Raw genomic sequence first — 18,102 nt, 5'->3', positions numbered from 1 at the left:
CAATCACCCGCGACGCGGTATCGCTGCCCCGTCAACGTATTGACTAGCTCTATTCAGCATCGCAGGATGTGAATAACAAGGTCACAGCAGCACGTGACCGCCGGAGCACCACCAGCAGAACTTCACGCGAGGAGGCATCGCCATGTCAGGACCCCGCCCCGTACGGGCACCGCGCGGTACGGAATTGAGCGCCCTGGGATGGCAGCAGGAAGCCGCCCTGCGCATGCTGCAGAACAACCTCGACCCCGAGGTCGCCGAGCACCCCGACAAGCTCGTCGTCTACGGCGGCACCGGCAAGGCCGCCCGCGACTGGCGCTCCTTCGACGCGATGGTCCGTACGCTCAAGACCCTCAAGCAGGACGAGACGATGCTCGTCCAGTCCGGCCGCCCGGTCGGCGTCATGCAGACCCACGAGTGGGCCCCGCGCGTCCTGATCGCCAACTCGAACCTCGTGGGCGACTGGGCGAACTGGGAGGAGTTCCGGCGCCTTGAGGCCCTCGGCCTCACCATGTACGGGCAGATGACCGCGGGCTCCTGGATCTACATCGGCACGCAGGGCATCCTCCAGGGCACGTACGAGACGTTCGCCGCCGTCGCCGCCAAGAAGTTCAACGGCACCCTCGCGGGCACGATCACCCTCACCGCCGGGCTCGGCGGCATGGGCGGCGCCCAGCCGCTCGCCGTCACCATGAACGACGGCGTCGCGATCTGTATCGACGTCGACCCGCGCGCCATCGAGCGCCGCATCGAGCACAAGTACCTGGACGTGAAGGCCGACTCCCTGGAGCACGCGCTCCAGCTGGCCGTCGAGGCGCGCGACGCCCGCCGTCCGCTCTCCATCGGCCTGCTCGGCAACGCGGCGGACCTGCTCCCGCGCATGCTCGCCGAGGGCGCTCCCATCGACATCGTCACGGACCAGACCTCCGCCCACGACCCGCTCGCCTACCTCCCGACCGGCGTCGACTTCGACGACATGCAGACCCTCGCGGCCAAGGACCCGGCGGGCTTCACCACCCGCGCCCGTGAGTCCATGGCCAGGCACGTCGAGGCGATGGTCGGCTTCATGGACGCGGGCGCCGAGGTCTTCGACTACGGAAACTCGATCCGCGGCGAGGCCCAACTGGCGGGCTACGACCGCGCGTTCGCCTTCCCCGGCTTCGTCCCCGCCTACATCCGCCCCCTCTTCTGCGAGGGCAAGGGCCCGTTCCGCTGGGCCGCGCTCTCCGGCGAGGCATCGGACATCCACAAGACCGACAAGGCGCTCCTGGACCTCTTCCCGGAGAACGAGTCCCTGCACCGCTGGATCAAGATGGCGGGGGAGCGGGTCCACTTCCAGGGCCTGCCCGCGCGCATCTGCTGGCTCGGCCAGGGCGAGCGCGACAAGGCGGGCGACATGTTCAACGACATGGTCGGCAACGGCACCCTCGCCGCCCCGCTCGCGATCGGCCGCGACCACCTCGACTGCGGCTCGGTGGCATCCCCGTACCGCGAGACCGAGGCCATGCTCGACGGCTCCGACGCGATCGCCGACTGGCCGCTCCTGAACGCCATGGTGAACGTCGCGTCGGGCGCCTCCTGGGTCTCCATCCACCACGGCGGCGGCGTCGGCATGGGCCGCTCCATCCACGCGGGCCAGGTCTCGGTCGCCGACGGCACCGCGCTGGCCGGCGAGAAGATCCGCCGCGTCCTGACGAACGACCCCGGCATGGGCGTCATCCGGCACGTGGACGCGGGCTACGACATCGCGGAGTCGGTGGCGGACGAGAAGGGCGTACGGATTCCGATGCGCGAGGACGGCACCGCGTGAGCGACACCTTCCTCGCCATGTGGCGTTCGCTGCGGCCCATCGGCCGCAGCGACGCCTCCGGCGGCTACCGCCGCTACGCCTGGACCGGCGCCGACGCCGACTGCCGCGTCTGGTTCCAGGCGCAGGCGGAGGCGCGCGGCCTCGACTACGAGGTCGACCGCAACGGCAACCAGTGGGCCTGGCTCGGCGACCCGTCCCGGGGCGACGCGGTCGTCACCGGCTCCCACCTGGACTCCGTCCCGGACGGCGGCGCCTTCGACGGCCCCCTCGGGGTCGTCTCCGCCTTCGCCGCGCTCGACGAGCTCCGCGCACGGAAGGTGGCATTCCGCCGCCCCCTCGCCATCACCAACTTCGCCGACGAGGAGGGCGCCCGCTTCGGCCTGGCCTGCGTGGGCTCGCGTCTGACGGCGGGCAAGCTGACCGTCGAGGCCGCGGGTGCGCTGACGGACGCCGACGGCATCACGCTCCCGCAGGCGATGGAGGCGGCCGGGTACGACCCCGAGGCCATCGGCCCGGACCCCGAACGCCTCGCCCGCATCGGCGCGTTCGTCGAGCTGCACGTCGAGCAGGGCCGCGCCCTTGACCTGACCGGCGACCCGGTCGGCATCGCCTCCGCCATCTGGCCGCACGGCCGCTGGCGCTTCGACTTCAGGGGCGAGGCCAACCACGCGGGCACCACCCGCCTGGTGGACCGCCGCGACCCGATGCTCACGTACGCGGAGACGGTCCTGGCGGCCCGCAGGGAGGCCGAACTTGCGGGCGCGGTGGCGACCTTCGGCAAGATCGCGGTCGAGCCGAACGGCGTCAACGCGATCCCGTCCCTGGTCCGGGGCTGGCTGGACTCCCGCGCGGCGGACCAGTCGACGCTCGACACGGTCGTGACGGGCATCGAGAAGGCCGCGCGCGAGTACGCGGACCGGCACGGCATCGACCTCGACGTCGTACGCGAGTCCTTCACGCCGGTGGTCGAGTTCGAGCACGCGCTGCGGGACGAGCTCGGCACGATCCTGGGGAGCGGATCGGAGAGGCCGCTCCCGGTCCTCGGGACGGGTGCGGGACACGACGCGGGCATTTTGTCCGAATCGATCCCCACCGCCATGCTGTTCGTACGGAACCCCACGGGCATCTCGCACTCCCCGGCCGAGTTCGCCGCCGAGGACGACTGCCTGACCGGGGTGACCGCACTGGCCGACGTACTGGAAGGGCTGGCGTGCAGGTGACGACGGAGACCTACTGGCTGGAGCATGCCTGGCTCGACCCGACGGTGGAGCCGGGCGTGGCGGTGGAGGTGACGGGCGACCGGATCACGGCCGTCCGCAAGGGGGTGGACTCCCCGCCACCCGGTGCCACGGTCCTGCGCGGCCTGACGGTCCCCGGCCTGGCGAACACCCACTCGCACGCCTTCCACCGCGCGCTGCGCGGCACGGTCCAGGTGGGCTCGGGCACGTTCTGGACGTGGCGCGAGGTCATGTACTCGGTGGCGGACCGTCTGACGCCTCAGACGTACCACGCGCTGGCCCGCGCGGTGTACGCGGAGATGGCCCTCGCGGGCATCACCACGGTGGGCGAGTTCCACTACCTGCACCACGGGCCGGGCGGCACGCCGTACGCCGACCCGAACGCGATGGGCGAGGCGCTGATCCAGGCTGCGGCGGACGCGGGCATCCGCATCACGCTCCTGGACACGGCGTACGTGGCGTCCGGTCTCCTGACGGAGTCGCGGGGCGAGCCCCCCAACCGCCACCAGCTGCGCTTCTCCGACGGCACGACGGAGGCGTGGGCGGAGCGGGCATCGGCGCTGACGGACCGCGACCACGCGCGCATCGGCGCGGCGATCCACTCCGTACGGGCCGTGCCCGCGCGACAGTTGGGGGTGGTGGCGGAGTGGGCATCGGCCCGCAGCGCACCGCTCCACGTGCACCTCTCCGAACAGACGGCGGAGAACGAAGCGTGCCAGGCGGTGCACGGCCGCACCCCGACGCAACTCCTCGCGGACCACGGGGTGTTGGGCGCCCGCACGACGGGCGTGCACAACACGCACCTCACGGACGAGGACATCGCCCTGCTCGGCCGCACGACGACGGGCACGTGCATGTGCCCCACGACGGAGCGGGACCTGGCGGACGGCATCGGCCCCGCGGTCCGCCTGCAACGGGCGGGCAGCCCGCTCTCCCTGGGCAGCGACAGCCACGCGGTGATCGACATCCTCGAAGAGGCGCGGGCGATGGAACTGAACGAGCGCCTGCGCTCGCACACGCGGGGCCACTGGACGGCGGCGGCGCTGCTGCGGGCGGCGACGGCCGACGGGCACGCGGCGCTGGGCTGGGCGGACGCGGGCGTGATCGAGGCGGGCGCGCTGGCCGACTTCGCGACGGTCGCGCTCGACTCGGTCCGCACGGCGGGCCCGCTGCCACGCCTCGCGGCGGAGACGGCGGTCTTCGCGGCCACGGCATCGGACGTCCGCCACACGGTGGTGGGCGGCCGGCATGTCGTCCGGGACGGGGAGCATGCGCTGGTTCCGGACGTGGCCTCGGCTCTGACGGAGGCGATCGCGGCGCTCAGAGAGTGAAGTTGTCCCCAACCCCACCCCTTCCCGAAAACCCGCTGGCGCGGGGGCCCTGGCCTTGGGTGCTGTCGTCACCGGCTCCGCGGAGTTCGTCCTCAAACGCCGGACGGGCTGGAAATCCAGCCCGTCCGGCGTTTGAGGACATCTTGTCCGGGGTCTGGCGCGGGAGCCCCAGGTAGGTCCGGGGCGCAGGCACGGTTTTCGGGAAGGGGCGGGGCTGGGAAAAAAGTGTCCGAACCTCAGCCCCCTGGAGCCAGCCATGCCCACCACCCTCATCACCAACATCGCCAGCCTCGTCACGAACGACCCCTCCCAGGGCGACGGAACCCCCCTCGGCCTCCTCACGAACGCAGCCGTCGTCCTGGACGGCGAACGAATCGCCTGGGTGGGCCCCGCCGCCAAGGCCCCCGCGGCGGACGAGACCCACGACGCGCAAGGCCAGGCGGCCATCCCCGGCTTCGTCGACTCCCACTCCCACCTGGTCTTCGCGGGCGACCGCACCCAGGAGTTCAACGCCCGCATGTCGGGCCGCGCGTACTCGGCGGGAGGCATCCGTACGACGGTCGCGGCGACCCGGGCCGCGACGGACGCCGAGCTGGAGGCGAACCTCACCCACTACCTCCGCGAGGCCCTGCGCCAAGGCACCACCACCTTCGAGACGAAGTCGGGCTACGGCCTCAACACCGAGGACGAGTCCCGAGCCCTGCGCATCGCGGCGGCCCACACCGACGAGGTGACGTTCCTCGGCGCGCACATCGTCTCCCCGGACTACGCCGAGGACCCGGCGGCATACGTGGACCTCGTCACCGGCGAGATGCTGGAGGCCTGCGCGCCCCACGCCCGCTGGATCGACGTCTTCTGCGAGAAGGGCGCCTTCGACGGCGACCAGGCCCGCGCCATCCTGACGGCCGGCAAGGCGAAGGGCCTGCACCCCCGCATCCACGCCAACCAGCTCTCCTACGGCCCCGGTGTCCAGCTCGCCGTAGAGCTGGACGCGGCGTCGGCGGACCACTGCACGCACCTCACGGACGCGGACGTGGACGCCCTGGCCAACAGCGACACGGTGGCGACGCTGCTCCCGGGCGCGGAGTTCTCCACCCGGGCCGAGTGGCCGGACGCCCGCCGCATCCTGGACGCGGGCGCGACGGTCGCCCTCTCCACGGACTGCAACCCGGGCTCGTCCTTCACGTCCTCGGTCCCCTTCTGCATCGCCCTGGCGGTACGGGACATGGGCATGACCCCGGACGAGGCGATCTGGTCCGCCACGGCGGGCGGCGCGGCGGCCCTGCGCCGCACGGACATCGGCGTCGTCCGCGAGGGCGCCCGCGCCGACCTCGCCCTCCTCGCCGCCCCGAGCCACGTCCACCTGGCCTACCGCCCGGGCGTCCCGCTGGTGAGCGAGGTCTGGCGCCGGGGTACGCGGGTGGCCTGACGTCCGGGGCGAGCCGTACCGCACTGCCCGGCGGCCCGCTCTAGCGGCCCGCGGGCTCCAGCGGGATGTCCAGGACCGCCTTGCCCGCGACCTCGCGGGCGAGCAGCGCGGCCAGGGACTCGCCGGTGCGGCTCCAGTCGTCGCGGCGGCCGATCTGGGGGTCCAGTTCGCCACGGGCGACGAGGGAAGCGAGCCAGCCGAGGTCGGCGCCGAGGCCGTCGGCGTCGTCCAGCAGGAAGAACGTGGTGAGGGAGCGGTCGTGGCGCCCGCCGTCCCCGAACAGGGCGCCGAACGGGAACTCCTCGCCGGCGCCCGAGCTGTGGCCGACGGCCACCAGGGTCCCGTGGGGCGCCAACGTGTCGTAGGCGTCGACCAGTTGGGGACCGCCGACCACGTCGATCACCCCGTGGACCGGCTGTATGGACTTCAGGGCGTCGTTCGCCACGATCTCGTGGGCGCCCAGACGGGTCAGCGCATCGCCGTTGGCGGGGTCGCTGGTCGCCGCCACGACCTGCGCGCCGCCGCGCGCCGCGAGCTGTACCGCGAACCTGCCCACGCCGCCGCTCGCCCCCGTCACCAGGACCCGGCGCCCCAGGATCGGCCCGAGTCGCCGCAGCGCGCGCAGCGCCGACCCGGCGGCCACCGGCAGCGCACCGGCCGCGCCCAGCTCCGCGCCCTCGGGCACCGTACCCATGAACTCCGTTTCGACCGCCCGGAGTTCGGCCCAGGCGCCGGTGGGTCCGATCGTGACGACCCGGGTACCGGGCGCGGGTCCGGAGCCGTCGGCGGCTGCCCGCACGACGACCCCCGCGGCGTCCCATCCGGGGACGGTGCCTTCCTCACCGCTCGGTACGACGAACGCGGCTTCCCCGTGGTTGACGGAGAACGTGTGGATGCGGACGAGCGCCTGGTGGGGGGCGGGTTTCGGGTCGGGAATCTCGTTCAGGGCGAGGTGGCCGGGGGCGGAGTGATCGATCGTGAGTGCTCGCATGCCGGTGATAGTGCCACTGAGTGGCATAAGCCAGCAAGGGGCAAATGCTCTCGGGGGGCGGGCCGAGTTAGAGTGACGACATGACGGATGGCAAGGAGACCGGCAAGAACGGCGGCAAGAAGGGCGGCGGCCGCGGCGAGTTGCCGCTGCGGGAGCGGAAGAAGCTGCGTACACGGCGGGCTCTGGCCGAGACGGCCCTCGAACTGTTCTCCGCCAAGGGGTTCGCGGCCGCCACGCTCGACGAGCTGGTCGAGGCCGTCGAGGTCTCCAAGCGCACCTTCTTCCGCACGTTCGCCTCCAAGGAGGACGTCGCGCTCGCGCCGGAGCGCGAGCTCTGGCGGGCCTACGTCGACGACATCAGCGAGCGGCCGTTCGGCGGACAGCCCCTGCTCGCCGTCTTCGAGGGGTCGCTGTACGCCGCCGTGGCGAGCATGGATGAGGGCTGGGAGCGGCGCTTCCTGACGAGCCGCGCGCTGGCCGATGCCACGCCCGCACTCAACGCGCACAGCCTGCGGCACTGCGCGGAGGTCACCGACGAGGTCGTCGCCCTCGCCGTCGCGCGGCTCGGCGCGGAGCCCCGCACGGACATCACCCCGCTGCGGGTACGGCTGCTCCTGGAGCTGATGCTCTCGGCCTGGCGCGGCGCGCTCAAGGAGTGGTCGGCCCCCGGCGGTGAGCAAGGCCGCGCGGCCCTCGTCGAGGGGATGGACGCCGCGTTCGGCGAGATCCCGGCGCTCCTCGAACTGGCCGCGCAGGAGCCCGTCTTCCGTAGGGTGCGGGCATGAGGGCGATGAAGACCATCGGGCTGCTGGGCGGCATGAGTTGGGAGTCCAGCGCCGAGTACTACCGGCTGCTCAACGAACTCGTGCGGGAGCGGCTCGGCGGTCTGCACTCCGCGCGCTGCGTGCTGTACTCCGTCGACTTCGCCGAGATCGAGCGGCTCCAGGCCGCGGGGGAGTGGGAGCGGGCGGGCGAGGTGCTCGCGCGGGCCGCCAAGGGGGTCGAGGCGGCCGGTGCCGACCTCGTCCTCATCTGCACCAACACCATGCACAAGGTCGCTGAACAGGTCCAGGCGGCTCTCTCCGTGCCTCTCCTGCACCTGGCGGACGCGACCGCCGACGCGGTGCTGCGAGGCGGCGTACGGCGCGTAGGGCTGCTCGGCACCGCGTTCACCATGGAGCAGGACTTCTACCGGGACCGGCTGGCCGCGCGCGGCCTCGAGGTGCTGGTGCCGGACGCGGAGGGGCGCGCGCTGGTGCACCGGGTGATCTACGAGGAATTGTGCCTCGGGGTGGTGCGTGCGGAGTCTCGCGCTGGGTACCAGAAGGTCATCGGCGAACTCGTACGGGACGGTGCCGAGGGCGTGATTCTCGGGTGCACGGAGATCGAGCTGCTCATCGGGCAGGAGCACAGCCCGGTGCCGGTCTACCCGACGACCAGGCTGCACGCGGAGGCGGCCGTGGCGGCGGCGCTGTAGATCAACTCAATAGCGATGCAGCGATGCAGCGATGCCATGAGGGCTCCCGCCCCGGGCCGCGAGACGAACGAACCCACCCGCCTGCCCCGAGCTGCGGGGCAAACGGGTGGGTGGGGATGATCCGTCGCGAAGCGGCGGCCTCGATGTCCGCGAGAACGCCGAGCGGCGAGACCCCTCACTCGTCGACGGTCAATCCCTTGCGGAGCTTGACGAGCGTGCGCGACAGCAGCCGCGACACATGCATCTGCGAGATGCCCAGCTCATCGCCTATCTCCGACTGCGTCATGTTGGCGACGAAGCGGAGCGAGAGGATCTTCCGGTCGCGCGGCGGCAGTTCGGCGATCAGCGGCTTCAACGACTCGACGTACTCGATGCCTTCGAGTCCGTGGTCCTCGTAGCCGATCCGGTCCGCCAGCGCGCCCTCGGAGTCGTCCTCCTCGGGCTGGGCGTCCAGCGAGCTGGCCGTGTAGGCGTTGGACGCCGCCATGCCCTCGACGACCTCGTCGTTGGAGATGCCCAGGCGCTCGGCGAGCTCGCCCACCGTGGGGGCGCGATCGAATTGCTGGGCGAGTTCGTCGCCCGCCTTGGCGAGGTCCAGTCGGAGTTCCTGAAGGCGGCGCGGGACGCGCACCGACCAACTCGTGTCGCGGAAGAAGCGCTTGATCTCGCCGACGATGGTCGGCATCGCGAAGGTGGGGAACTCGACGCCTCGGCTGAGTTCGAAGCGGTCGATCGCCTTGATCAGGCCGATCGTGCCGACCTGGATGATGTCCTCCATGGGCTCACTGCGGGAGCGGAACCGGGAGGCGGCGAACTTGACCAGGGCGAGGTTGAGTTCGACGAGGGTGTTGCGGACGTACGCGTACTCGTGCGTGCCTTCCTCGAGAGACTCGAGGCGTTCGAAGAGGGTCTTGGACAGAGCCCTCGCATCCAGCGGCCCCACCTCGGCGAACGGCGGGATCTCAGGCAGGTCGGCGAGCCCCTCGGGGACCGCCTCCGTCTCCGGCACGGCCGTCAGGGCCGGAAAGTCGTCCGGCGTGGCTTCCGTGCGGGGACCCGGGATCTCGGTCTCGATACGGTTCGGTGAGAGTGTCGACGTCGCTCGGTCAGTGCGCGATTCGTCGAGCCGGGGTGACATGGTGTCCTCCATCGTTCTCGGCATATGGCTGCCGATGCCAATACGTGCACTGCGGTGTGCGGCGCCTCCAAAGCCGTCCGTGTTGATTACTGTCTCTTCTACCCCTACCCGGTTCCACAGCCCGGTCGCAAGTGCGTTGTGCGGCGAAATGTCCGAATTCGGGGGGATGTTCGGGTACCCGAGCGCGTGTGGAAGGCGTAATGTTCGGGGGCGTCATCAACAGCCACGACGGTCGGAAGTGAGTGACGGAATGGACCGCGGGACAGTCGGTAGCGCGCAGGGTGGCCGGCTTCTGGTCGAAGTCCGGGCCGAGGGCCCGAGCGTCGTCGTGACTCCGGCAGGTGAGTTGGATCACCACACCGCCGATTTGTTGCGTGAACCACTCGAGGCCTGCCTCGACGACGGCTTCTCGCGCCTGGTCGTCGACTGCTCGCGACTGGAATTCATGGACTCCACCGGACTCAATGTCCTCCTGGGGGCCCGGCTCAAGGCCGAGGCCGCGGGGGGCGGAGTGCATCTGGCCGCGATGCAGTCGGTGGTGGCCCGAGTCTTCGAGATCACGGGAGCCGAGGCGGTCTTCACTGTCCACGAGACGCTGGAAGCGGCGTTGACCGACTGACGGGCGGCCCGCTGACGGAGCGTGCTCAAGAGTTACGTGCCGGTTGTCTCTATGTGATCACGGCGTTACCAGCGTCACACGGGTCACGTCGAATAAGTGGGTGTTCTCACGGTTCGGCCGGGCAGGAGACACTCTGGATCCGTCGACAGCGGTCCGCGAAATCAATCGTTGCCAAAACAACAGCAGGAACGGCCGAGCAGCCGATGATCCCTCTTGGAGTCCCGCTACTTGTCCAGTTCCTTGTCCAGAGTCCTCCTTGTCGGTGAGGTGAAGCGCTGATGAGCACCACCCGGCCTTGCTCGCCGGGCGACCGCGGTCCGGAGTACGAGACCGCCGTCGCGGACGCTCCCGCGGACCAGGCCGCTCCGGCGGCCGCGGGTCGTCAGGGGCGCCAGGTCCGCAGGCTGAGCCTGAGCGGCGCGAGCGGCATCGTGCCGCTCGCCCGGGACTTCGCGCGCCAGGCGCTTCAGGCGTGGGGCTGGCTGCCCGCGGCGGGCGCGGATCAGCGGGCGGCCGCGGAGGACGTCCTCCTCGTCGTGTCCGAGCTGGTGACCAACGCGTGCCTGCACGCCGAGGGCCCGGACGAGCTCTGGATCTCCTCCGACAGCAAGGTGCTGCGGATAGAGGTCTCCGACCGCGGCGCCGGTCAGCCCGCGCCCCGTACACCGCACCGCGCCGGCCGGCCCGGCGGGCACGGGATGTTCATAGTCCAGCGGCTCTGCCTGGACTGGGGGGTCGTCCGCACCCCGGGGGTCTCGGGCAAGACGGTGTGGGCGGAACTGAGCGCGCCGGTGTAGGGCCGCTCAGTTCCCCCTTGGGTTACCCACGGTTAGTACGCGCGCCGGATCACTGAGATCCGGCGCGTTCTTTGTCTTCCCTCGACAAGGCCCCGGGCGTACCTTGAGCGCCCAATCTGATGTGCCGTCAGTAAATCCGCACCGCGGCACGCCACGACCGGCATGAGGGGAACCTGAGGTGTCTCACCAGAAACGAAGCGCCGCACTCGCGCTCGCCACGGTCCTGGCCGGCGGCTCGGCGGTGCTGATGGCCGCCCCCGCCGCGCAGGCCGAGGTCCAGGACGTCAACTATCAGTGCAAGACGCCCATCGGCAACAAAGGCGCCGTATCGCCGATCGACATCAAGAGCGTCAAGAGCGGCAGCGGCTACAAACTCACCATGTCCTTCCAGAAGGGCGTCTCCTCCAGCCCCGTGGAGCTGGGCAAGGGTGCGATGAAGCCGAGCGCGCTCATCAAACTCGGCGGCGCGGAGAGCGGCACCGTGCCGGTCTCCGGGGCGCCTAACGACAAGGCGATCCCCGCCAACACCCCCATCAAGATCAGCGACCTGTCGGGGACGTACACGCCGAAGAAGAGCGGCAAGGTCACCTTCACCGCGGGTGTCCTGACGATCAAGGCGCTCGGTACGACGACGACGTGCACGCCGTCCAACAGCCCCAAGCCCTCGCTCTCCCTCGACGTGAAGGGATCGGGCGGCGGTGGCACCACGGGCGGCGGCTCCGGCGGCTCCAGTGACGACGGCGGCTCCGGCGGCTCGGCGAGCGCCCCCTCCGGCGGCGACGAGCTCCCGCAGACCGGACCCGCGGACTCCGCGATCGCGCTCGGCACCCTCGGCGGCACGGTGCTGCTCGCGGGCGCGGCCGGCGCGCTCTGGCTGACCCGCAGGAACCAGGCGGCCCGGTCGCGCTAGGCGCGGTGCGCGGCGTCGCAGGGACGCGGTGACCGCGCGCGCCCCTGCCCCGACCACCGTGTACGACGCGTACGCCGTGTACGACGCGCACATCGCGCACATCGCGCACATCGCGTACGAAGATCCAGGAGCCGCCGATGCCGTCGCTGCTGTCCGTTGCCCGTGCTCTCACCGTGGCCGTGGCCCTACTGGTGACGGGCGTGGCACCGGCGCCTGAGGCGTTCGCCGACGACGCCGGAGCGTGGTCGCTCGCGCCCTCCGCGGGAGGAGGGACGCGGCCCGCGAAGGACGGGCGGCCCTACTTCTACGTGGAGGGCACGCCGGGCTCCGTCCTGGAGGACACGGTGACGGTCACCAATCCGGGGGCGAAGCCGCGCACGGTGGAGCTGAGCGGCGCGGACGCGGACAACACCAAGGGTGGCGCGTTCTCCCTGGAGCGGGGAAAGCCGAAGGACACCGGCTCCTGGATCACGTTCGCCGAGCGCAAGGTCAAGGTGCCGCCGCGCACCCGCGCCGAGGTGCCGTTCAGCGTGAGCGTGCCCGAGGGCGCGGTACCGGGCGACCACCCCGGGGCGATCGTCGCGCGGGAGGGCGGCCGTGACGCCGGGGTCCGCGTGCACCTGCGGGTGAGCGGTCCGACGCTCTCGGCGCTGACGGTGGAGCGCGTGAAGGCCGAGGGCGGGCGCATCTCGTACGACGTCGTCAACCGCGGCAACACGGTCCTGACCCCCAGGCTGACGGTCCACGCGGAGGGTCTCTTCGGCCCGCTGCTCGACCGGGGCCCGCGCCCGCTCCCGGTGGAGCTCCTGCCCGGCCGCAGGGTCTCCCTGACGGAACCGTGGTCCGACGCACCCGCGCTGGACTCCGTCCAGGTCACGCTCACGGTGACGGCGTCGGGCGGAGCCCACGACAAGGCGAAGGCGTCGGCCCGCTTCGTGCCGTGGGGCGCGGTGGCGGGGGCGGGCGCCGGGGTGCTCGGGCTCGTGGCGGCGGGGGTGTGGGCCGTGCGCAGACGCAGAGCCTCCGGGGACCCACCGCGGGACGAACTCGAACAGGGCGGTACGGAGCTGGAGTTGGCGGGAGCGGGCACGGGAAGGGGCGAGCAACTGTGAACGGCTACCGACGAGGCGGCAGGGCATCCATGGCCGCGGCCGCCGTGCTTGCGGCACTCGTGGCGCTCCTGCTCCCTGCGGGGCAGGCCGCCGCCGCGGACAAGCCGGAGGTCACCCTCTCCAAGGCCGAGGCCGGCAAAGGGGGCGACATCACCGTCAAGGGCGAGGGATGGCGGCCCGGCGCCCTGCTCATGATGCTCGTCTGCGGTCAGGCCACCCCGGCCAGGGGCGTACCCGGCGGCACGAACTCCTGCGCCAACGACACCGGCCGCGCCGTCACCACGGACGGCAAGGGCACCTTCAGCAAGAAGCTCCCCGTGGCCGAGCCGCCCAAGGCCTGCCCCTGCGTGGTCCACGTGGCGACGGTGACCGGGGAGAAGGCCCAGGCGGACGCCGCCTTCAAGGTCGCGGGCCACCCCGTGGAACCCCTGCCCAAGCAGCAGGGCGGCGGCAGGCTCTCCGTCCTCACCGACACCCGGCTCGAAGGCTCCAGCGGCGTACTGACCTGGTTCGGCGCCCCGCCGTCCCGCACGTTCGTCTTCACCGTGGGCAACGTCGGCTCGGCTCCCGTCAAGGACCCCGTCTTCCAAGTGGGCACCTCGCACGGCGTGTTCGCCCCGCAGTGGGAGGAGCAGCAGTGGCGCGGCACCATCGCCCCCGGCAAGAAGGCCCAGATCAAGCTGCCGGTCGAGCTCTCGGCCGGAGCGCACGGCGACTACCTCGTCTCCCTGAAGTTCGGCGGCAAGGTGCTCGCCGAGCAGCCCTGGGGCGTCGGCCGCCCCTGGGGCGTCACCGTCTTCTGGATCCTGCTCTGCGTCGTCGTGCCGGCCGCCGTCTTCCGCATCGGCATGGCGGTGGTGGACAAGCTCCGCCCCAACCGCCGCCGAGGAGGCCGGGGCTCCCGCCCGGCGGGGCGCCACCGCACCGGCAGGATCGCCGAACTCACCGACCGGCTGCCGAAGTTGCGACTGCCCCAGGGTGCGGTCGCGGCGGACGAGACGGCCCGTACGCCACGTACGCAGCCGCCCCGCGATTCCGGCAGGTCCGGCAAGTCCGGCAAGTCCGCCAACGACGGGGCCACGACCACGGGCACCCTCCCGTGGTTCACCCCTGACACAGACCCCGGCGCAGGGACCCCACCCGCCGGAAAGCTCTCCGCACCGTCAGAGAACAGCCCGACGACGAAGGGAAACACGTGATCAGCACACGACGGAGAGCGGGCGCGGCCTCGGTCTCGCTCCTGCTGGGCGGGGCGGGCATCCTGCTGGGCGCGAGCCCCGCGCAGGCGGCCGAGGTGGCGTACAAGACGGAGTGCATACCGCCGTCGATCTCGGGCCTTCCGCCCGTGCAGGGCACCACGAAGGTGGAGATCACCGCGCCCGCCACCGCGAAGGTGGGCGACGAGGTCGAGGTCGTGTGGAAGACCACTCAGGCCGCGTCCAAGAACCCGGACATCCTCGACCTGGACAAGGACACGGTGAAGCCGACCGGCACCATCAAGCTGGGCGGCGGCCAGAGCGGTGACCTGGCGGTGGCGGGCGAGCGGGTCAATCCGCCGATCAAGAAGAACAGCCCGATGATCCTGTCCGACATGAAGGGCAAGCTGAAGCTGACCAAGGCGGGCGACATCACGCTCACCCCGGGCGCGTACAACATCAACGTCAGCAAGCCGATGTCGACCGACACCAAGTGCACGCCGAAGGAAGAGGTCAAGGCGGGCGCGACCATCAAGGTGACGGAGGGCGGCGGCGGTTCGGGCGGCGGTACGTCGGGTGGCAGCACCTCGGGCGGCAGCACGTCCGGAGGCACCACGTCCGGAGGCAGCACCTCCGGCGGCTCCAACGGCGGTGACACCGGGGGCGGTTCCACCGGCGGTGGCGGCGGCGAGACCGACTTCCCCGGCAAGGAAGTCCAGACCCCCTACAAGTGCAAGACGCCCATCGGCGACAAGGACGCCACCTCCCCCGTCCAGATCAACGCCAAGAAGGACGGCGGCGACTACGGCCTCACCGTCGAGTTCAAGAAGTCCGTCATGGACAGCCCCGCCGACATCCCCGCGGACTCGGTGAAGCCGTCGATGGAGGTCAAGCTGGGCGGCGCGGACAAGGGCACGGTGCACGTCGAGGGCCCCACCAACAAGGAGCCCATCAAGTCCGGCGACCCGATGACCATCCCTGACCTGACGGGCACGTACAAGCCGGGCGCCGACGGCAAGTCGACGCTCTCGCCGGGCGTCCTCACGGTCAAGGCGCTGGGTACGACGACGACCTGCACCCCGACCAAGGCCGATGTGTCCCTGGAGATCGACACGGCGGCACAGCCTGGTGGCGCGGCCGGTGGTTCCGGCGACGGTTCTGCGGGCGGATCCGCAACCGGCGGTGGCTCCGCCGCGGGCGGTGGCGGCGACCTCGCCGAGACCGGCGCCGACGACAACGGGGCCTTGCGGGCGCTCGGCCTCGTCGCGGGCACGGTGATCCTGCTGGGCGGCGCGGTCTTCACGTTCCTCCCGAGGCGAAGGAGTGGCGTGCGCTGAGGCCCCCGTAAGGGGGCGCGGGGAACTGCGCGAGCAACCAGAGATGACCCGCACCGGCCGATGGTGTGCACCCCGCAGACGCGTCTGCCCGCGGCGGTCCGACCGGCGGGTGCGGGCCGCCTTGCGTTGCTCGCGCAGTTCCCCGCGCCCTTCAAGGGGCCCTCAGGCGTGCTGCCGCAGCCAGCGGAGGACCGCCTGGGCGAGACCGGGGCGCTTCAGGAGCTCGCCCCCATGAGCCGTACCCGGCTCGACACGCACGGTGACGTCGCGCAGGCCCGCCCGCCGCTCCGCGCCCGCGAGGTCGTTGGAGTGCGCGGTCGGCACGAAGTCGCCCGCCGAGTGCGTGAGGAACATCGGCGGGTCGTCCGTGCCCGACGCGTGCGACATGGCGGCGAGGTCGTCCCACTTCCGCAGGCACCGCCGCTCGCCCCGGTCCGGCGAGCACCCCGCGAGCCGCTCCGCCGAGCGCCGCAGCTTGCGGTGCGCCGGCGAGGCGCCGGGCGTCCCGCCGTCGAGCCAGGCGCGGTAGGGCGAGGCCACGGGGGAGAGGGCCACCACGCCGCGCACCCGCCCCCGCCCCGCGCCGTAGGCCCCGGCGCTGACGGCGAGGTGCCCGCCGGCGGACGATCCGAGCACCACGGGAGCGCCGCCGCCGCGCCGCTTCACCCACCGCAGGGCCGCGAGCACGTCGTCGCGCTGCGCGGGCCAGGCGGCGTCCGTGGCGAGCCGGTAGTCGGTGTCGTACACGGTGAACCCGCGGGCCGCGAACCACCGCGCCCACCCGCTCCAGTCGGTGTCCCGCACCCAGGAGCCGCCGTGCAGGATCAGCAGGGCCGGGCGCCCGGAACGGTCGCCGTACACGGTGATCTTCTGCCGCGCGTGCCCCCCGTACGAGAAGGTCCGGCCCGGCGACGGCTCGGGAGCCGCCTGGACGGCGGCACTGGACGACAGCAACGCCACACAGAGGGCGAGGACCGGCAATGTACGGCGCATGGCCAGATGCTCCACCGCGCGGCCCCGCCACCGGCACAGAAACGTTCCGCGTCACCGCCACGGGTTAGCGAACGATCCCCTGTTCGCGCGAGTGGACGTACGAAAAGGGCCGCCGCACCCTTCACAGGTGCGGCGGCCCTTCCCTTCGTCCACCGGCCCGCTGAGGGCGCGGCGGACGTCAGTTGACGGAACCCATGAGTTCCTTGACCTTCTTGCGGTTCATCCAGATGCCGAAGCCCGCGATGACGGCGATGGCCGCCTCGACGGCGACCGCACCCGAGTTGTTCAGGTCGATGCCGAGCTGCGGCGATGTCAGCAGACCGGTGACGGAGTCGCCCGCGGTGACCGCGAGGAACCAGACACCCATCATCTGGGCGGTGTACTTCGCCGGGGCCATCTTCGTGGTGACGGAGAGGCCGACCGGGGAGAGGCAGAGCTCGCCGACGGTCTGGATGAAGTAGATCGCCACCAGCCACATCGGGCTGACCTTGCCGCCGTTGTTGGCGGTGTCGATCAGCGGGATGAGGAAGACGAGGAAGGAGATGCCGATCAGCGTGAGGCTGGAGGCGAACTTGACCGCCGTGCTCGGCTCCTTGCCCCGCTTGTTCAGCCAGAGCCACGCCGAGGCGACCACGGGGGCGAGCGCCATGATGAAGATCGGGTTCAGCGACTGGTACCAGGAGGTCGGGAAGTCGAACCCGAGCAGGTTGTTCGTCGTCGAGTGCTCGCCGAAGATCGACAGCGTCGAGCCGTTCTGGTCGTAGATCATCCAGAAGACGGCGGCGACGATGAAGAACCAGACGTAGCCCGACAGCTTGGACTGCTCCAGGTCCGTCAGTTCCTTGTCGCGCTTCATACGGACCAGGACGGTGACCGGGATGACCAGACCGGCGATGGTGAGGGGCATCAGGGCCCAGTCGGCGAAGTTGCCGGTCACACCGAGGAACGAGTAGAGGGCGACCGCGACGATCAGCCAGATCAGGCCGTTGCGCAGGGCGGACGCGCGCTGCTGCGGCGTCGCGGGCTGCGAGACGACGCTGCTCTCCGCGCTGAGGTGGCGCGAGCCGAGCATGAACTGGCCGAGGCCGAGCGCCATGCCGATCGCGGCGAGCGCGAAGCCGAAGTGCCAGTTGACGTTCTCGCCCACGGTGCCGATGGTCAGCGGGGCGAGGAAGGCGCCCACGTTGATGCCGATGTAGAACAGCGTGAAGCCGCCGTCACGGCGCGGGTCCTCCGGACCGTCGTAGAGGTGGCCGACCATCGCGGAGATGTTCGCCTTCAGCAGGCCGGAGCCGAGCGCGACGAGACCGAGACCCGCGAAGAACGTCGCCGAGCTGGGCAGGGCGAGCGTGATGTGGCCGAGGATGACGACGATGGCGCCGATGGCGACCGTCTTGCGCGGCCCCCAGAAGCGGTCCGCCATCCAGCCGCCGGGCATGGCGAGCAGGTAGACCATCGACATGTAGACGGAGTAGATCGCCGTCGCCGTCGTGGCCGACATGTTCATGCCGCCGGGAGCGATCAAGTACAGCGGGAGCAGAGCTTTCATGCCGTAGAAGCTGTAGCGCTCCCACATCTCGGTCATGAACAGTGTGGCCAGTCCGCGGGGGTGGCCGAAGAAGGTCTTCTCAGAGCCGGGGGTACCGGCGGAGTCCTTCGTCAGGCTGGACGCCATGGGTCGATCCTCGTGTTCGGGACGCGCGGCAAGAGCGTGTGCGCGCCCGGTG

General features: G+C 71.3%; 16 protein-coding genes. 12 read left to right on the top strand and 4 right to left on the bottom strand.

Annotated features, from left to right (window positions below; genetic code table 11):
- The first annotated feature begins 142 nt into the window (after positions 1-142).
- The 4 genes from hutU to hutI all read left to right on the top strand — a co-directional run bounded on the left by hutU (position 143) and on the right by hutI (position 5,805).
- Positions 143-1,807, top strand: coding sequence for a urocanate hydratase (hutU, locus tag ACZ6ZP_RS37405; RefSeq protein WP_351163109.1), 1,665 nt, complete (start codon positions 143-145; stop codon positions 1,805-1,807).
- A gap of 17 nt (positions 1,808-1,824) precedes the next feature.
- Positions 1,825-3,027: an allantoate amidohydrolase gene (locus ACZ6ZP_RS37400; protein ID WP_351163278.1), complete on the top strand. Its 1,203-nt coding sequence runs from the start codon at positions 1,825-1,827 to the stop codon at positions 3,025-3,027.
- Complete coding sequence (locus tag ACZ6ZP_RS37395) at positions 3,024-4,376, top strand: formimidoylglutamate deiminase (protein ID WP_468615157.1); 1,353 nt, start codon at positions 3,024-3,026, stop codon at positions 4,374-4,376. The genes ACZ6ZP_RS37400 and ACZ6ZP_RS37395 overlap by 4 nt, the downstream gene beginning before the upstream one ends.
- 256 nt (positions 4,377-4,632) lie before the next feature.
- The gene (gene hutI / locus ACZ6ZP_RS37390; RefSeq protein WP_469410210.1) at positions 4,633-5,805 is read left to right on the top strand and encodes an imidazolonepropionase; all 1,173 of its coding nucleotides are present in this window, start codon (positions 4,633-4,635) and stop codon (positions 5,803-5,805) included.
- A 40-nt stretch (positions 5,806-5,845) separates the two neighbouring features.
- On the opposite strand, the gene ACZ6ZP_RS37385 is transcribed toward hutI, so the two are convergent.
- Positions 5,846-6,796, bottom strand: coding sequence for a zinc-binding dehydrogenase (locus ACZ6ZP_RS37385; RefSeq protein WP_469410209.1), 951 nt, complete (start codon positions 6,794-6,796; stop codon positions 5,846-5,848).
- An 80-nt stretch (positions 6,797-6,876) separates the two neighbouring features.
- Here ACZ6ZP_RS37385 and ACZ6ZP_RS37380 point away from each other — a divergent pair, with 80 nt between their 5' ends.
- Both ACZ6ZP_RS37380 and ACZ6ZP_RS37375 read left to right on the top strand, forming a co-directional pair.
- Positions 6,877-7,581 (top strand): TetR/AcrR family transcriptional regulator, encoded by a 705-nt coding sequence (locus ACZ6ZP_RS37380; RefSeq protein ID WP_351163117.1) that lies wholly within the window; start codon positions 6,877-6,879, stop codon positions 7,579-7,581.
- Positions 7,582-7,586: 5 nt separating this feature from the next.
- Positions 7,587-8,273: an aspartate/glutamate racemase family protein gene (locus tag ACZ6ZP_RS37375; RefSeq protein WP_361471480.1), complete on the top strand. Its 687-nt coding sequence runs from the start codon at positions 7,587-7,589 to the stop codon at positions 8,271-8,273.
- A gap of 175 nt (positions 8,274-8,448) precedes the next feature.
- Here the strand turns inward: ACZ6ZP_RS37375 and ACZ6ZP_RS37370 are convergent, their stop codons facing one another.
- On the bottom strand, positions 8,449-9,411 hold the full coding sequence (locus ACZ6ZP_RS37370) for an RNA polymerase sigma factor SigF (RefSeq protein ID WP_351163120.1): 963 nt from the start codon (positions 9,409-9,411) through the stop codon (positions 8,449-8,451).
- 250 nt (positions 9,412-9,661) lie between these two features.
- Between ACZ6ZP_RS37370 and ACZ6ZP_RS37365 the strand changes: the two genes are divergently transcribed.
- The 6 genes from ACZ6ZP_RS37365 to ACZ6ZP_RS37340 all read left to right on the top strand — a co-directional run bounded on the left by ACZ6ZP_RS37365 (position 9,662) and on the right by ACZ6ZP_RS37340 (position 15,382).
- The gene (locus ACZ6ZP_RS37365) at positions 9,662-10,030 is read left to right on the top strand and encodes an STAS domain-containing protein (RefSeq protein ID WP_351163122.1); all 369 of its coding nucleotides are present in this window, start codon (positions 9,662-9,664) and stop codon (positions 10,028-10,030) included.
- A gap of 278 nt (positions 10,031-10,308) precedes the next feature.
- Entirely contained in the window at positions 10,309-10,827 is a 519-nt protein-coding gene (locus tag ACZ6ZP_RS37360; RefSeq protein ID WP_351163124.1) for an ATP-binding protein, read from the top strand.
- Between the two features lie 178 nt (positions 10,828-11,005).
- Positions 11,006-11,737 carry an LPXTG cell wall anchor domain-containing protein gene (locus ACZ6ZP_RS37355; protein WP_351163126.1) on the top strand — a complete coding sequence of 244 codons (732 nt, stop codon included), beginning with the start codon at positions 11,006-11,008 and terminating at the stop codon, positions 11,735-11,737.
- A gap of 137 nt (positions 11,738-11,874) precedes the next feature.
- A complete protein-coding gene (locus tag ACZ6ZP_RS37350; RefSeq protein WP_469410208.1) occupies positions 11,875-12,849 on the top strand; it encodes a hypothetical protein in 975 nt (324 codons plus the stop codon).
- 29 nt (positions 12,850-12,878) lie between these two features.
- A complete protein-coding gene (locus ACZ6ZP_RS37345; RefSeq protein WP_383819347.1) occupies positions 12,879-14,048 on the top strand; it encodes a hypothetical protein in 1,170 nt (389 codons plus the stop codon).
- The gene (locus ACZ6ZP_RS37340; protein ID WP_399984284.1) at positions 14,048-15,382 is read left to right on the top strand and encodes a hypothetical protein; all 1,335 of its coding nucleotides are present in this window, start codon (positions 14,048-14,050) and stop codon (positions 15,380-15,382) included. The genes ACZ6ZP_RS37345 and ACZ6ZP_RS37340 overlap by 1 nt, the downstream gene beginning before the upstream one ends.
- 162 nt (positions 15,383-15,544) lie before the next feature.
- On the opposite strand, the gene ACZ6ZP_RS37335 is transcribed toward ACZ6ZP_RS37340, so the two are convergent.
- Both ACZ6ZP_RS37335 and ACZ6ZP_RS37330 read right to left on the bottom strand, forming a co-directional pair.
- Positions 15,545-16,375 (bottom strand): alpha/beta hydrolase, encoded by an 831-nt coding sequence (locus ACZ6ZP_RS37335; protein ID WP_361471429.1) that lies wholly within the window; start codon positions 16,373-16,375, stop codon positions 15,545-15,547.
- A 178-nt stretch (positions 16,376-16,553) separates the two neighbouring features.
- Positions 16,554-18,050, bottom strand: a complete 1,497-nt coding sequence (locus tag ACZ6ZP_RS37330) for a peptide MFS transporter (RefSeq protein WP_351163137.1) — start codon at positions 18,048-18,050, stop codon at positions 16,554-16,556.
- Between the last annotated feature and the right edge of the window lie 52 nt (positions 18,051-18,102).

It is taken from the genome of Streptomyces sp. NPDC054047 (assembly GCF_055585065.1).
The sequence above is the reverse complement of the archived record's forward strand: the minus strand, read 5'-3'. Positions and strand labels throughout refer to the sequence as shown.

Excerpts from the sequence above, each read along its gene's own strand:
- ACZ6ZP_RS37375 (WP_361471480.1), top strand. The coding sequence starts at position 7,587 with ATGAAGACCATCGGGCTGCTGGGCGGCATGAGTTGGGAGTCCAGCGCC.
- ACZ6ZP_RS37400 (WP_351163278.1), top strand. The coding sequence starts at position 1,825 with ATGTGGCGTTCGCTGCGGCCCATCGGCCGCAGCGACGCCTCCGGCGGC.
- ACZ6ZP_RS37345 (WP_383819347.1), top strand. The coding sequence starts at position 12,879 with ATGGCCGCGGCCGCCGTGCTTGCGGCACTCGTGGCGCTCCTGCTCCCT.
- ACZ6ZP_RS37365 (WP_351163122.1), top strand. The coding sequence starts at position 9,662 with ATGGACCGCGGGACAGTCGGTAGCGCGCAGGGTGGCCGGCTTCTGGTC.
- hutU (WP_351163109.1), top strand. The coding sequence starts at position 143 with ATGTCAGGACCCCGCCCCGTACGGGCACCGCGCGGTACGGAATTGAGC.
- ACZ6ZP_RS37360 (WP_351163124.1), top strand. The coding sequence starts at position 10,309 with ATGAGCACCACCCGGCCTTGCTCGCCGGGCGACCGCGGTCCGGAGTAC.
- ACZ6ZP_RS37385 (WP_469410209.1), bottom strand. The coding sequence starts at position 6,796 with ATGCGAGCACTCACGATCGATCACTCCGCCCCCGGCCACCTCGCCCTG.
- ACZ6ZP_RS37370 (WP_351163120.1), bottom strand. The coding sequence starts at position 9,411 with ATGTCACCCCGGCTCGACGAATCGCGCACTGACCGAGCGACGTCGACA.
- ACZ6ZP_RS37380 (WP_351163117.1), top strand. The coding sequence starts at position 6,877 with ATGACGGATGGCAAGGAGACCGGCAAGAACGGCGGCAAGAAGGGCGGC.
- ACZ6ZP_RS37330 (WP_351163137.1), bottom strand. The coding sequence starts at position 18,050 with ATGGCGTCCAGCCTGACGAAGGACTCCGCCGGTACCCCCGGCTCTGAG.
- ACZ6ZP_RS37350 (WP_469410208.1), top strand. The coding sequence starts at position 11,875 with ATGCCGTCGCTGCTGTCCGTTGCCCGTGCTCTCACCGTGGCCGTGGCC.
- hutI (WP_469410210.1), top strand. The coding sequence starts at position 4,633 with ATGCCCACCACCCTCATCACCAACATCGCCAGCCTCGTCACGAACGAC.
- ACZ6ZP_RS37335 (WP_361471429.1), bottom strand. The coding sequence starts at position 16,375 with ATGCGCCGTACATTGCCGGTCCTCGCCCTCTGTGTGGCGTTGCTGTCG.